Below are 12917 nucleotides of genomic sequence, written 5' to 3' on the forward strand. Positions count from 1 at the left end.
AGAACTACTGGTAATCGTTATGGCGGACAAGAAAGGCTCGACTGGCGAAAAGCTGCTGTACTGCTCGTTCTGCGGCAAGAGTCAGCATGAGGTCAAGAAACTGATTGCCGGCCCCTCGGTCTTCATCTGCGATGAATGTATCGACCTGTGCAACGAGATCATCCGGGACGAAGCTGCCATCTCCGAAAAGGAAGGGGGTCTGGCAGTCAAGTCCGATCTGCCCACGCCACATGAAATTCGCCAGAGCCTTGACCAATATGTGATCGGTCAGGAGCAGGCCAAGAAGATCCTGGCGGTCGCGGTTTACAACCATTACAAGCGTTTGAAGCACCTCGGCAAGAAGGACGATGTCGAGCTGTCGAAGAGCAACATCCTGCTCATCGGGCCAACTGGCTCCGGCAAGACCTTGCTCGCTCAGACGCTGGCGCGTCTCTTGAACGTGCCGTTCGTCATCGCCGACGCCACTACGCTGACCGAAGCTGGTTATGTAGGCGAGGATGTCGAAAATATCATCCAGAAGCTGCTGCAGAACTGCAATTACGAGGTCGACAAGGCCCAGCGCGGCATCGTCTACATCGACGAGATCGACAAGATTTCGCGCAAGTCTGACAACCCTTCCATCACCCGGGACGTTTCTGGAGAAGGCGTGCAGCAAGCGCTGCTCAAGCTGGTTGAAGGAACGATGGCGTCGGTGCCCCCGCAAGGTGGTCGCAAGCATCCGAACCAGGACTTCCTGCAGGTTGATACAACCAACATCCTGTTCATCTGCGGTGGGGCGTTCGATGGTCTGGAGAAGATCATCATGCAGCGCTCCGACAAGACCGGTATCGGTTTTGGTGCGGAGGTGCAGAGCAAGGAAGAGCGCGACGTCAGCGAAGTGCTGCCGCAAGTGGAACCAGAAGATCTCATCAAGTTCGGTCTGATTCCCGAGTTGATCGGCCGTCTGCCCGTGGTGGCGACGCTGGCCAAGCTCGACGAGGCTGCCTTGATGGAAATCCTGGTCGAGCCCAAGAATGCAATCGTCAAGCAGTACCAGAAGCTGCTGGCAATGGAAGGGGTGGAACTGGAAATTCGTCCGAGCGCGCTGACGGCAATCGCCCGCAAGGCGATCAAGCGCAAGACGGGGGCGCGCGGTCTGCGTTCCATCGTCGAGCACGCTTTGATGGATGTGATGTATGACCTCCCCAACCACAAGGGTGTGCAAAAGGTGGTGATCGATGAAAGTACGATCTCCGACGAAGGCAAGCCCTTGCTGATTTACGAAGAGCAACCCAAGGTTGCAGGTTCCAACTGACGCGAATGCCCGGCCGGGATGCGCAGTATGCGTCCCAAGCAGGAAGCCGTTCGCTCGCGAGCGGCTTTTTTGCTTCGGGAAACTGGGTCGGCATGCGACTTGCAGCAGCGGTCTTGTAAAACCGTCGCTGTGCCCAATTTAGCCCTTACATGACTTTCTGGGGAAAATAATGTCCGGAACCCAACTTTTACCCGCTGAGCAGATTCGCCTGCCGCTGTTGCCGCTGCGTGACGTGGTGGTGTTTCCGCACATGGTGATTCCGCTGTTCGTGGGGCGCCCCAAATCCATCAAGGCACTGGAAGCTGCGATGGAGGCGGGCAAGAGCATCATGCTCGTGGCGCAAAAGACCGCCGCCAAGGACGAGCCGACCGACAAGGATCTCTACGAGGTCGGCTGTATCGCCAACATTCTGCAGATGCTGAAGCTGCCGGACGGCACCGTGAAGGTGCTGGTCGAGGGCACGCAGCGCGCCAACATTCTGTCCGTTACCGACGACGAATCGCACTTCTTCTGCGAAGCTGTGCCCGTCGGCCCGGAACCCACTGAATCGGCCGAGACCGAGGCGCTGCGTCGCGCCATCGTGTCGCAGTTCGATCAGTACGTGAAGCTGAACAAGAAGATCCCGCCTGAGATCCTGACGTCGCTGTCGGGCATCGATGAGCCGGGTCGTCTGGCCGACACCATCGCCGCGCATCTGCCGATCAAGCTCGAGCAGAAGCAGAAGATTCTCGAGATGTTCAACGTGACCGAACGTCTGGAGAGCCTGCTCTCGCAACTGGAAGGTGAGATCGACATCCTCCAGGTGGAAAAGCGCATCCGTGGCCGCGTCAAGCGCCAGATGGAGAAGAGCCAGCGCGAGTATTACCTGAACGAGCAGGTCAAGGCGATCCAGAAGGAACTGGGCGAAGGCGAGGAAGGCGCCGATCTCGAAGAGCTGGACAAGAAGATCAAGGCCGCCCGCATGCCCAAGGAGGCCAAGAAGAAGGCCGAGTCCGAGTTTAAGAAGCTCAAGCTGATGTCGCCGATGTCGGCCGAGGCAACGGTCGTGCGCAACTACATCGACACGTTGGTCGGCCTGCCGTGGCGCAAGAAGAGCAAGGTCAATAACGACCTGTCGAACGCCGAGCAGGTGCTGGATCAAGACCACTACGGCCTGGAGAAGGTCAAGGAACGCATCCTTGAGTACCTCGCAGTGCAACAGCGGGTCGACAAGCTGAAGGCGCCGATCCTGTGCCTGGTGGGGCCGCCGGGTGTCGGCAAGACCTCGCTCGGGCAGTCGGTGGCGCGTGCAACGAACCGCAAGTTCGTGCGCATGGCGCTGGGTGGCGTGCGTGACGAGGCCGAGATTCGCGGTCACCGCCGTACGTACATCGGGTCGATGCCGGGCAAGATCCTGCAGAGCCTGACGAAGGTCGGCGTACGCAACCCGCTGTTCCTGCTCGACGAAATCGACAAGATGGGCGCGGATTTCCGAGGCGACCCGTCTTCTGCTCTGCTCGAAGTGCTGGACCCGGAACAGAACCACACGTTCCAGGACCACTACATCGAGGTGGACTTCGATCTGTCGGACGTGATGTTCGTAGCGACGTCGAACTCGCTGAACATTCCGGCACCGCTGCTGGACCGGATGGAAGTGATTCGCCTGTCGGGCTACACGGAAGACGAAAAGATCAACATCGCCCGCCGCTATTTGCTGCCCAAGCAGATCAAGAACAATGGTCTGAAGGAGGGTGAGATCGAGGTGACCGAAGCCGCCCTGCGCGACATCATCCGCTACTACACGCGGGAAGCTGGTGTGCGTTCGCTGGAACGTGAGGTCTCGAAGATCTGCCGCAAGGTCGTCAAGCAATTGCTGCTGAAGAAGGAAGCCAGTGCGTCCGTGAAGGTCGATTCGGACAACCTGGACAAATTCCTTGGCGTGCGTCGTTTCGACTTTGGTCTGGCCGGCAAGGAAGATCAAGTCGGCCAAGTGACCGGTTTGGCATGGACCGAAGTGGGCGGCGATCTGCTGACCATCGAAGCCGCGCTGATGCCGGGCAAGGGCAATATCACCCGCACGGGTTCGTTGGGCGACGTAATGAAGGAGTCGGTCGAGGCTGCGCGCTCGGTGGTGCGTTCGCGATCGGCGCGCCTGGGTATCAAGGATGAGATGTTCGAGAAGCGCGACATCCACATCCACGTGCCCGAAGGTGCGACGCCCAAGGACGGCCCGTCTGCAGGTATTGCGATGACGACGGCGCTGGTGTCGGTGCTGACCGGTATTCCGGTGCGCGCTGATGTCGCGATGACCGGCGAAATCACCCTGCGCGGCGAGGTACTGCCGATCGGCGGCTTGAAGGAAAAGCTGCTGGCTGCACACCGCGGCGGCATCAAGCTGGCGCTGATTCCGGAAGAAAACGTCAAGGACCTGGCGGACATTCCGGACAACGTGAAGAACAGCATCGAGATTCAGCCGGTGCGCTGGATCGACAAGGTGCTGGAACTCGCGCTGGTGCGCAAGCCGGAGCCACTGCCGGAAGAAGAAGCCAAGCCGGCACCCGCCAAGGGCGACGACGGCAAGTCGCAGGAAATGGTGCATCACTGACACCGTAGTCTGCCAAGGTTGAGGAAGGGCCCGACATGTTCGGGCCCTTTTTCTTTGCGCAGGCTGCGACGTGTAGCACACAGTTCTTCGCCTTGACACGTCGATTGGCGGCCACTTTAATGAATCCACACTAGCGGGTGTTCGGGGAGGTGGCACGATGAACAAGACAGATCTCATCGACCATGTGGCGGCGCAAACTGACATGTCAAAAGCCGCGGCGGGGCGCGCCATTGACGCGCTGATCGACGGTATCAAAGATGCGTTGTGCGACGGTGGGTCGGTCACGCTGGTCGGCTTCGGTACGTTCCTGGTCGGCAAGCGATCTTCACGTAATGGACGCAACCCGCGCACGGGGGCCGCCATCACCATCGAAGGCGGTAAGGTTGCGAAATTCAAACCTGGCAAAGCGCTGAAAGATGCGCTAAACTAGCGGGCTTTGGTGCTCGTGGGTGACAACACGGGCGCCGGACAGTCCGGCTCACGCCGGCAGTACGAACGGGTGCTTAGCTCAGTTGGTAGAGCAGCGCCCTTACAAGGCGCGGGTCGGGAGTTCGAGCCTCTCAGCACCCACCATCGTTCGTATTGCCGCTCCTGTGTCGGGTGGTCCGACCCAATCTGGAGCGGTAGTTCAGTCGGTTAGAATACCGGCCTGTCACGCCGGGGGTCGCGGGTTCGAGTCCCGTCCGCTCCGCCAAAATCCTGTTCAAAGGCCCGATTCGTTCGGGCCTTTGTCTTTTCAGCGGCGAATGCGTTGCAGGTCATGTCTGCACGCTGTGCCGTGATTGTCCGGAATGTCGGCGGCACCTGATAGAATCGCCGGATTTTCCATCTTCCATTCACCTCCGGTCCAGCATGCTTGATTTCGTACGTACGCATCGGCGCTTGATGTTTCTGGTGCTGCTGATTCTGGTGTTCCCGTCGTTCGTGTTCTTCGGTGTGCAGAGCTATTCGAGCTTCATGGACAGCTCGCATGACGCCGCCAAAGTCGACGGCAAGGTCATCTCCACCAACGAAGTCGACGCGCGCGTGCGCGAGCAGACAGAGCGTCTGCGCCAGATGCTTGGCGCGCAATATGATCCGCGCCAGTTCGAAGGTCCGCAGATGCGCCGCGATGTGCTCGACGGCATCATCCAGCAACGCGTGCTGGCCAATGAGGTCGTGCATGCGAACCTGACCATCTCGAACGAGAAGATTCGCGACACGATCCTGCAGATTCCGGCCGTGGCAGCGCTGCGCAAGCCGGACGGCTCGTTCGATCAGGAAGCCTACGTGCGACTGCTGGCTGCACAGAATATGACGCCCGAGCAGTTGGAAGGCAATCTCCGGTTCGAGCTGTCGCAGCAACAGATTCCGCAATCGATTGTGTCGTCGGCGTTCGTGCCGAAGTCGCTGGTGGAGCGACTGATCCAGGTACGCGATCAGCAACGTGAAGTGCAGGCGCTGCTGTTCAAGCCGGCTGACTATGCTGCAAAGATCAACCCGGACGACAAGGCGATCCAGGCTTATTACGACGCGCACCAGCAGGAGTTCTCCGTGCCGGAGCAAGTCAAGGCCGAGTATGTCGTGTTCTCGGGCGAAGACATGATGAAGCAGATTCCGGTCACGCCTGAGCAGATCAAGGAGTACTACGACCAGAACGCTGCGCGCTTCAAGACGCAGGAAGAACGCCGCGCCGCTCACATCCTGATCAAGCTGCCGGACAACGCCAAACCTGCCGACAAGGAAACCGCCAAGAAGAAGGCCGAAGAAGTACTCGCCGAGGTGCGCAAGAACCCCGCGAGCTTTGCCGAACTGGCCAAGAAGTACTCGGGCGATCCGGGTTCGGCTGCGCAGGGCGGCGAGTTGGGCTTCCTGGGCAAGGGTGCGACCGTGCCTCCGTTCGAGAACGCGCTGTTTGCCCTCAAGCAGCCAGGTGACATCAGCGATGTGGTCCAAAGCGATTTCGGTTTTCACATCATCAAGCTGGAAGAAGTGAAGGGCGGCGGCGTGCAGCCGTTGGAAGCCGTCAAGCCGGAGCTTGAACGCGAACTGCGTACGCAACTCGCCAACAAGAAGTACTCGGAGCTGGCTGATGCGTTCTCCAACACCGTGGAAGACCAGTCCGACAGCCTGAAGCCGGTGGCTGACAAGCTTAAGCTGCAGATTCAGACGGCCGACAACGTGACCCGCACGCCGAGCCCTGCGCAGTCTGGCAGCCCGATCGGCAATGACAAGGTGGTCAAGGCGCTGTTCGCAGATGACGTGATCAAGAACCACCGCAATACGGCCGCCATACAGGTGGGCCCGACCACGCTGGTTGCGGCGCGTGCGGCGGAGTATCGTCCGGCCACGGTCAAGAAGCTGGCCGACGTGCGTGAGCAGGTCAAGGCCAAGGTGATTGCCGAGCAAGCGGCTGCGCTGGCCAAGAAGGCTGGCGAAGAGAAACTGGCCGCCGTAAAGCAGAGCAACAGCGCCGATGGCTTCAGCGCCGCACAAACCGTCTCGCGCCAGCAGGCGCAAGGCACGTCGCCCGCTGCACTGACGGCCATCCTGCGCGCCGATGCGACCAAGCTGCCGGCCACCATCGGCGTCGACCTCGGTGCCCAGGGCTACGCGCTGTATCGCATCAACAAGGTGCTGCCGCCGGCCAATGTGGATGAGGCGCGCCGTGCTGCCGATGCGCAGCAACTGGCTCAGGCCGCTGGTCAGACCGAGTTCAACGCCTACTACGAAGCACTGAAGGCGCGTTCGAAGGTGAAGATCAACAGCAACGTGATTGAAGCCAGCAAACCTGCCAATACGGCAGAGGACTGATACGGCGCGCAGCAGGTAGCCTGACGAAAAAGCCCCCTCAACAACGAGGGGGCTTTTTTTTGCGTATTTTTTTCGGGCGACTAGTCCAGCGGTTTGCCGATGCGCGCGAGGCGCGGCATGTACAAGTGGTCCGGATCGAATGAGAGTGCCACGTGGGAAGCGCGGGCGATCAGGTTCTTGCGCGGCACGAGGCCGAAGTAGCGGGAGTCTCGGCTGTTGTCGCGGTTGTCGCCCAGCATGAGGTAGCGGTCTTGAGGGACGGTGATGGGGCCGAAGCTGCGCACTGCTCGCACTTCCGGCAAGACCATCACCGTGTGCTCGCGGCCGGGCAGGGCTTCGGACCAGAGTTCGTGCGGCAGCGCCGCCGTCGCTTGGGGCAACGCTCCGGGCGCGACGTCCGGCAATGGGGTATAGGCGATGTGCTGGTGGTTGATGTAGAGCGCTTCGCCGCGCATTTCAACGACATCGCCGGGTAGACCGATCAGCCGCTTGACGAGCTTTGTGCCGTCTTCCGGTGAGGAGAAGACGACAACATCACCACGTCGCGGCTCGCTGCCGCGCTTGAGCCAGACGGTGGTGGCCGGTACGCGCACACCGTAAGCCAATCGGTTCATCAGGATGTAGTCGCCCTCGATAAGGGTCGGGTTCATTGAGCCGCTGGGCACGACTGCCCAGTCGGCAATGCAGGCGCGGAAGGCAAAGAGCAACGACATGCCGACCAGGAACCGCTTGTTGTCGCGCGCTGCACGCAGCCCGTTTGCCAGAAGCTTCATGGTGTCCGCCCGTGTGAGATGTGGTCGCGCGTTCGACTTGGAAATCCGATGCACCTGATGGCGCAAGTCGGCGCGGCAGAATTGTCATCTTCCGACCCGCGCTTTGAGAAGAGGTTCCAGTTTGGGCCACACGTTATCGAGCATCGTCGGTTGCGCTGCGGCAATGGGGTGGATGCGGTCTTCCTGGAACCAGTCCGGCCGTTGCGCAACGCCTTCGAGCAGGAATGGCACCAGCGGCAGCTTGTACTGCTGCGCCAGCTTGCCGAACATGGCGAAGAAGCGCTCGCTGTAATCGGGGCCGTAGTTGGGCGGGATGCGCATGCCCACCAGCAGCACCTTCGCGCCTGTCGCTTGCGAGGCTTCGATCATTGCCTTGATGTTGCCTTCGCTGGAGGCGAGGGAGAGGCCGCGCAGCGCATCGTTGCCGCCCAGTTCGAGGATCACGACAGAGGGCTTTTCACGCGCCAGTACGGCGGGCAGGCGTGAGCGGCCGCCGGCCGTGGTGTCGCCGCTGATGCTTGCATTGGCGACGCTATAATCGGGCTTCCGTTCTTTGAGGCGCCTGTCGAGCAACGCGACCCAGCCTGTGCCTTGCGCAAGGCCGTATCCGGCCGACAGGCTGTCACCCAGCACCACCACGCGATGCGATGCCGGCGCGCTTTGTGCTGCAGCCGTCTGTGCGAATGGCAGCATGCCAAACACTGTGCAGCCAAGTGCTGCTACAAGTGACTTCACGCTGCGCCTTCTACTACCTACCAGTCCAATCATGTCGTCTTCCGCTACCTGGGTGATTGAAGTCGATTCGCTGCACAAGACTGTGCGCGATGCCACCGGTGAGTTGCCTATTCTGAGCGATGTTGCCTTCCGTGTGGAACGGGGCGAGACACTGGCCATTGTTGGCGCTTCCGGCTCGGGCAAATCGACGCTGCTTGGTTTGCTCGCAGGCCTGGACTTGCCGACATCGGGTTCGGTCAAGCTGCTGGGCAACGACCTGTTCAAGTTGGATGAGGATGGTCGCGCGGCCGTGCGCGGCAGCCACGTAGGCTTTGTCTTCCAGTCGTTCCAGCTGCTGCCACATCTGACGGCGCTTGAGAACGTGATGCTGCCGTTGGAGTTGCAGGGCGATGTCAGCACCGCGGAAATGCGCCGTCGCGCCACGGTTCTGCTGGAGCGCGTCGGCCTGGGAGCACGGCTCTCGCACTATCCGAAGACGCTGTCCGGTGGCGAGCAGCAGCGTGTGGCCCTGGCACGCGCGTTCGTGACCGCGCCCGACATTCTCTTTGCCGACGAGCCGACAGGGAGTCTCGACACCGCCACGGGAGAGGCCGTTATCGCGCTGATGTTCGAACTCAACCGCAGTGCCGGCTCCACGCTGGTGCTGGTGACGCACGACCGCTCCGTCGCGGCGCGTTGCAGCCGCATTCTCACCATCGAAGCCGGGCATCTCGTCGGCGACGAGACCGTTACCGAACTCTGAACGTTTGCGTCAGAGTGCGGCTTTGGCGCGGCGGATCAACGCCGCCGTCGACGCATCATGCGCCACGGAGGCGGGAGCGCCTTCCAGCTCTGCCTGGATCGGCTTGGCGAGTTTCTTGCCAAGCTCCACGCCCCACTGATCGAACGAGTTGATGTTCCAGACCGCGCCCTGCACGAAGGTGCGGTGCTCGGCGCAGGCAATGAGCGCGCCGAATGACGCGGCGTCGAGCCGTTCCATCAGGATGGTCGTGCTCGGGCGATTGCCTTCGAACACCATGTGCGGCACGAGTGCTTCGTCGGTGACGCCACCCGCGCGGACTTCATCCGCGGTGCGGCCGAGCAGGAGCGCCTCGCCCTGCGCGAAGCAGTTTGCGAGCAGTTTGGCGTGATGGCCGGGCAGGCTGCGCACCGGCTCCAGCGTGGTGATGAAATCCACCGGCACGATCTGCGAGCCTTGGTGGATCAGCTGGAAATACGCATGCTGTCCGTTGGTACCGGCCGTGCCCCAGACGATGGGGCCGGTGTCGGTATCGATGGCTGCGCCGGTCCGCTGGACGGATTTGCCGTTGCTCTCCATCTCCAGCTGTTGCATGAAGTCGGTCAGCAGCTCCAGTGGCGCGCAGTAGGGCACGGTACAGGCGCTCGCCGCGTCGAAGAAGCCGCGATACCAGACCGACAACATCCCTAGAATGAGCGGCAAGTTTTCGCGCGGCGCGGCTGTGGCGAAGTGACGGTCCATCGCGCGCGCGCCGTCGAGCATCGCTTCAAATTGCTGCGGCCCGATCGCCAGCACGATAGACAGGCCCACCGCCGACCACAGCGAGAACCGCCCGCCAACCCAATCCCAGAACGTGAACATATTGTCCGGGTCGATGCCGAACTGGACGACCGCCTCGCGGTTGGTGGAGACGGCGACAAAGTGGTGCTTGAGCTGGCTTTCGGCCACGCCATGCTCGACAAACCAGCGGCGCATGCTGTGCGCGTTGGCCATTGTCTCGAGCGTGGTGAACGTCTTCGAGCAGACGATGGCGAGCGTGGTGTCCGGGTTCAGGTGGTCGAGTGTTTCGGCCAGGTCCGTGCCATCGACGTTGGAGACGAAATGTACGCGCACCTGCGGCACGGCAAGGTGGTCGAGCGCGCGGCACACCATGCGCGGGCCGAGGTCCGAACCGCCAATGCCGATGTTGACGATGTCCGTGATGCGCTGGCCGGAATGGCCCGTCCAAGTGCCGCCATGCACGCGGTTGGCGAAGTCGTGCATCTGGGCCCGCACGCGCAGCACTTCGGGCATGACGGGCTCGCCGTCGGAGCGATAGTTGTCTTCCGCTTGTCCGCGCAGGGCCATGTGCAAGACGGAGCGGTGCTCGGTGTTGTTGATGCGGTCGCCGCGCAGCATGGCATCACGCAGTGTGAGCACGCCGGCCTCGTCGGCCAGTTGCAGCAGCAGGGCGAGCGTCTCAGGGGTAATGCGGTTTTTTGAGTAGTCCACCGTCAGGCCAGCCGCTTCCAGCGTGAAGGCGCGTACCCGTTCCTCGGCGTCCGGCGCGGCAAACCAGTTGCGCATATGCGTCGCGCGAATCGATTCAGCATGTTGCGTCAGGGACTGCCAGGCGGGTAGGGCTGTGGGCATACGGCGTGATGTGACGTGAGGTGGGTGCGGGAAAACGAATGCGCAGTATAACGGCGCTGTATGACGCCTTTCTATCGGCGAACGTCCGACGCCAGCAGGGCGTTGAGCGCACGTCGTGCCGGCGCGCATAGCTCGCTGGCGTGCAAGCCGATGGGGCCGACGCCGGCCTGGACAAGATCGTCGGCGGCGCGCCCGTGCAGCCACACGGCCGCGAGTGCGGCTTCGCGCGCACCCATGCCTTGCGCAAGCAATGCGCCGATCATGCCGGTCAACACATCGCCTGTACCACCGGTGGCGAGTCCGCCGTTGCCGGTTGGATTGACGGCCGGCGGGATGCCCGGCGCCGCGATAACCGTGCCCGAGCCCTTGAGCACGACCACCGCGCCCGTCCGATTGACAAGCGCCTTGGCGGCGGCCAGCCGATCTTGCTGCACGGCGTGCGCATCGGTATGCAGCAGGCGCGCGGCTTCCAGCGGATGCGGTGTCAGTACCAGCGGGACATCGCTTCCGGCCAGTTGTGTGAGGCGCGCGAGCAGGGCTGGCGTTTTCGCAAACAGGTTGAGTGCATCGGCATCGAACACAGCAGGCGTGCGCGCCGAGAGCATGCGGTCCAGCAGATGTTCGAGCGCGCCTTCTGACTCTTTGCCGATGCCCATGCCGGGGCCCACGGCCAGCGCCTGCATGCCGCCCAGATCGAGGGCGCCCCAGGTGTGCAGCATCAATTCAGGTTGCGCGGGGTCGACACGCGGTGCATCGGTGGCAAGGGAGACCACGTGCACCTTGCCCGCGCCCAGATAGAGCGCGCCGCGCGCGGACAGCAGCGGCGCCCCGACCATACCGGTCGCACCCCCCACGATTGCCACGCTGCCGTATGTGCCCTTGTGGCCGTTATGCCGGCGGCGCGGCACGTGCGCGAGCCAGCGTGACGGCGTGTTGACGAAGGCGTCCGCTTCAATCACGCCGTCATAAGCGGCCTGCGCGGCTTGCAGGTCGGCCAGCGCAATGTCGCCGGCGGCATCGCGGCCATCGCCCGTCAGCAAGCCCGGCTTGACGGCGAGAAAGGTGATGGTGGCGCGCGCCTGGATAACAGGTGAATCTGGCGCGGGCGGCTGGCCCGTATCGCCATTCAGGCCCGAGGGAATGTCCAGTGCGTACACCGGCAGGCCGCTGGCGTTGATGGTATCGACCAGCGCCGCATGCAATCCCGTCAACGGCCGGCCGAGTCCGATACCAAAAAGGCCGTCGACGATGGCGGAGGTGGGGGCCGGCACCGAAGCCGTCGTGTGCAGACGTTCGATGGGGACATTAGCGGCACAAGCCTCCGTCCACGCGCGGCGCGCATCGTCGGGCAGCTTGGCGGGGTCTGCGGCAAGCCACACCGTGACGGCGCGCCCGGCCAGATGCAGCACCGTCGCCGCAACGAGCGCATCGCCACCGTTGTTGCCTGGGCCGGCAACGAGCAGCACGTGCCCATGTGGCGCGCGCGTCTGCAGCCAATCGGCGGCAGCTTCGCCCGCGCGCGCCATCAGGGCGAAGGGTTCGAGGGATCGGTACGCCGCCGCTTCCAGTGCGCGGATGCCGGCCGTGCCGAAGAGCAGGTCGGCGCCGGTGTGTGCGGCCAGGGCACCGTCGATCAGGATTTCGCGCCAGGCGGGGTGTGAGGACATGGCAACTACGCTTTCCACTGTGCAGACATGACGATCTATTCTCTTACAATAGCCCGCGTTTCCGGTCCTTTCTCAGCCCGTTGCAATGTCCAAATCGCCGACCACCCCGAAAGCTGATCTGCCGCAATCCGCAGCCAATGAGGACGCAGGCAAGGGCGGGCCGATCGTGTCTTCGTCACACCTGGTGTCGGCGCGAAGCCCAGAACTGTCGGAGTTCGAGTTTGCGCTCAATACCGCCTACAACGCCTACAACCGCTGGTGCGTGCGCTGCATGGCAGCCGCCGGCGTGCGCGACCTGACCTTCCTCGATGTGCTGGTTGTGCACCACGTCAACCACCGCGGCCGCGCCAAGCGCCTGGCCGACATCTGCTTCGTGCTCAACGTGGAAGACACCCACCTTGTGACGTATTCGCTCAAGAAGCTGCAGGGGATGGAGTTGGTGGAAGGCACGCGCAACGGCAAGGAAGTCACCTACACCACGACTGAAGCTGGCGAAAAGGCCTGCGCCCGCTACCGCGAAATCCGCGAGCAGTGCCTGACCAGCAATATTTCGCCCGGCGGCGAGGAAAATGCCGAGATTGGCGAACTGGCGCGCCTGCTGCGCGTGCTGACGGGCCTGTACGAGCAGGCAGCGCGGTCCGCCACGTCGCTGTAAAACGGGCGTTTGCAGTCGGTTGCAGCCGAGGCAGCGCCATTTTCG

10 protein-coding genes and 2 tRNA genes are annotated in these 12917 nt (G+C 62.4%); 8 read left to right on the top strand and 4 right to left on the bottom strand.

The window, feature by feature from the left end; genetic code table 11:
• The first annotated feature begins 19 nt into the window (after positions 1 to 19).
• The 6 genes from clpX (at position 20) to M1D44_RS06725 (ending at position 6671) form a co-directional block, all read left to right on the top strand.
• The gene (gene clpX, locus M1D44_RS06700) at positions 20 to 1294 is read left to right on the top strand and encodes an ATP-dependent Clp protease ATP-binding subunit ClpX (RefSeq protein WP_009238059.1); all 1275 of its coding nucleotides are present in this window, start codon (positions 20 to 22) and stop codon (positions 1292 to 1294) included.
• A gap of 169 nt (positions 1295 to 1463) precedes the next feature.
• Positions 1464 to 3878 carry an endopeptidase La gene (gene lon / locus M1D44_RS06705; protein WP_316853891.1) on the top strand — a complete coding sequence of 805 codons (2415 nt, stop codon included), beginning with the start codon at positions 1464 to 1466 and terminating at the stop codon, positions 3876 to 3878.
• A 103-nt stretch (positions 3879 to 3981) separates the two neighbouring features.
• Positions 3982 to 4308, top strand: a complete 327-nt coding sequence (locus M1D44_RS06710) for an HU family DNA-binding protein (RefSeq protein ID WP_160169388.1) — start codon at positions 3982 to 3984, stop codon at positions 4306 to 4308.
• A gap of 67 nt (positions 4309 to 4375) precedes the next feature.
• A tRNA-Val gene (locus M1D44_RS06715) sits at positions 4376 to 4451 on the top strand.
• Positions 4452 to 4495: 44 nt separating this feature from the next.
• Positions 4496 to 4572 (top strand) — tRNA-Asp (locus M1D44_RS06720).
• 158 nt (positions 4573 to 4730) lie between these two features.
• Positions 4731 to 6671, top strand: coding sequence for a SurA N-terminal domain-containing protein (locus M1D44_RS06725; RefSeq protein ID WP_112184750.1), 1941 nt, complete (start codon positions 4731 to 4733; stop codon positions 6669 to 6671).
• 80 nt (positions 6672 to 6751) lie between these two features.
• Here M1D44_RS06725 and lepB read toward each other — a convergent pair whose 3' ends face one another.
• Together lepB and M1D44_RS06735 are read right to left on the bottom strand one after the other, a co-directional pair.
• Positions 6752 to 7444: a signal peptidase I gene (lepB, locus tag M1D44_RS06730; RefSeq protein WP_024975601.1), complete on the bottom strand. Its 693-nt coding sequence runs from the start codon at positions 7442 to 7444 to the stop codon at positions 6752 to 6754.
• An 84-nt stretch (positions 7445 to 7528) separates the two neighbouring features.
• Positions 7529 to 8137 carry an arylesterase gene (locus M1D44_RS06735; RefSeq protein WP_316853892.1) on the bottom strand — a complete coding sequence of 203 codons (609 nt, stop codon included), beginning with the start codon at positions 8135 to 8137 and terminating at the stop codon, positions 7529 to 7531.
• Positions 8138 to 8210: 73 nt separating this feature from the next.
• Between M1D44_RS06735 and M1D44_RS06740 the strand changes: the two genes are divergently transcribed.
• Positions 8211 to 8921: an ABC transporter ATP-binding protein gene (locus M1D44_RS06740; RefSeq protein ID WP_316853893.1), complete on the top strand. Its 711-nt coding sequence runs from the start codon at positions 8211 to 8213 to the stop codon at positions 8919 to 8921.
• Positions 8922 to 8930: 9 nt separating this feature from the next.
• Here M1D44_RS06740 and pgi read toward each other — a convergent pair whose 3' ends face one another.
• Both pgi and M1D44_RS06750 read right to left on the bottom strand, forming a co-directional pair.
• Positions 8931 to 10550, bottom strand: a complete 1620-nt coding sequence (pgi, locus tag M1D44_RS06745; RefSeq protein ID WP_024975604.1) for a glucose-6-phosphate isomerase — start codon at positions 10548 to 10550, stop codon at positions 8931 to 8933.
• A 71-nt stretch (positions 10551 to 10621) separates the two neighbouring features.
• Entirely contained in the window at positions 10622 to 12217 is a 1596-nt protein-coding gene (locus M1D44_RS06750) for an NAD(P)H-hydrate dehydratase (RefSeq protein ID WP_316853894.1), read from the bottom strand.
• A gap of 85 nt (positions 12218 to 12302) precedes the next feature.
• Between M1D44_RS06750 and M1D44_RS06755 the strand changes: the two genes are divergently transcribed.
• On the top strand, positions 12303 to 12872 hold the full coding sequence (locus tag M1D44_RS06755) for a winged helix DNA-binding protein (RefSeq protein ID WP_024975606.1): 570 nt from the start codon (positions 12303 to 12305) through the stop codon (positions 12870 to 12872).
• The last annotated feature ends 45 nt before the right edge of the window (positions 12873 to 12917 follow it).

It is taken from the genome of Ralstonia sp. SA306 (genome assembly GCF_054792405.1).

Coding starts and splice junctions, on each gene's coding strand:
- M1D44_RS06740 (WP_316853893.1), top strand. CDS start 8,211: ATGTCGTCTTCCGCTACCTGGGTGATTGAAGTCGATTCGCTGCACAAG.
- M1D44_RS06735 (WP_316853892.1), bottom strand. CDS start 8,137: ATGCTGCCATTCGCACAGACGGCTGCAGCACAAAGCGCGCCGGCATCG.
- pgi (WP_024975604.1), bottom strand. CDS start 10,550: ATGCCCACAGCCCTACCCGCCTGGCAGTCCCTGACGCAACATGCTGAA.
- M1D44_RS06755 (WP_024975606.1), top strand. CDS start 12,303: ATGTCCAAATCGCCGACCACCCCGAAAGCTGATCTGCCGCAATCCGCA.
- M1D44_RS06725 (WP_112184750.1), top strand. CDS start 4,731: ATGCTTGATTTCGTACGTACGCATCGGCGCTTGATGTTTCTGGTGCTG.
- lepB (WP_024975601.1), bottom strand. CDS start 7,444: ATGAAGCTTCTGGCAAACGGGCTGCGTGCAGCGCGCGACAACAAGCGG.
- lon (WP_316853891.1), top strand. CDS start 1,464: ATGTCCGGAACCCAACTTTTACCCGCTGAGCAGATTCGCCTGCCGCTG.
- clpX (WP_009238059.1), top strand. CDS start 20: ATGGCGGACAAGAAAGGCTCGACTGGCGAAAAGCTGCTGTACTGCTCG.
- M1D44_RS06750 (WP_316853894.1), bottom strand. CDS start 12,217: ATGTCCTCACACCCCGCCTGGCGCGAAATCCTGATCGACGGTGCCCTG.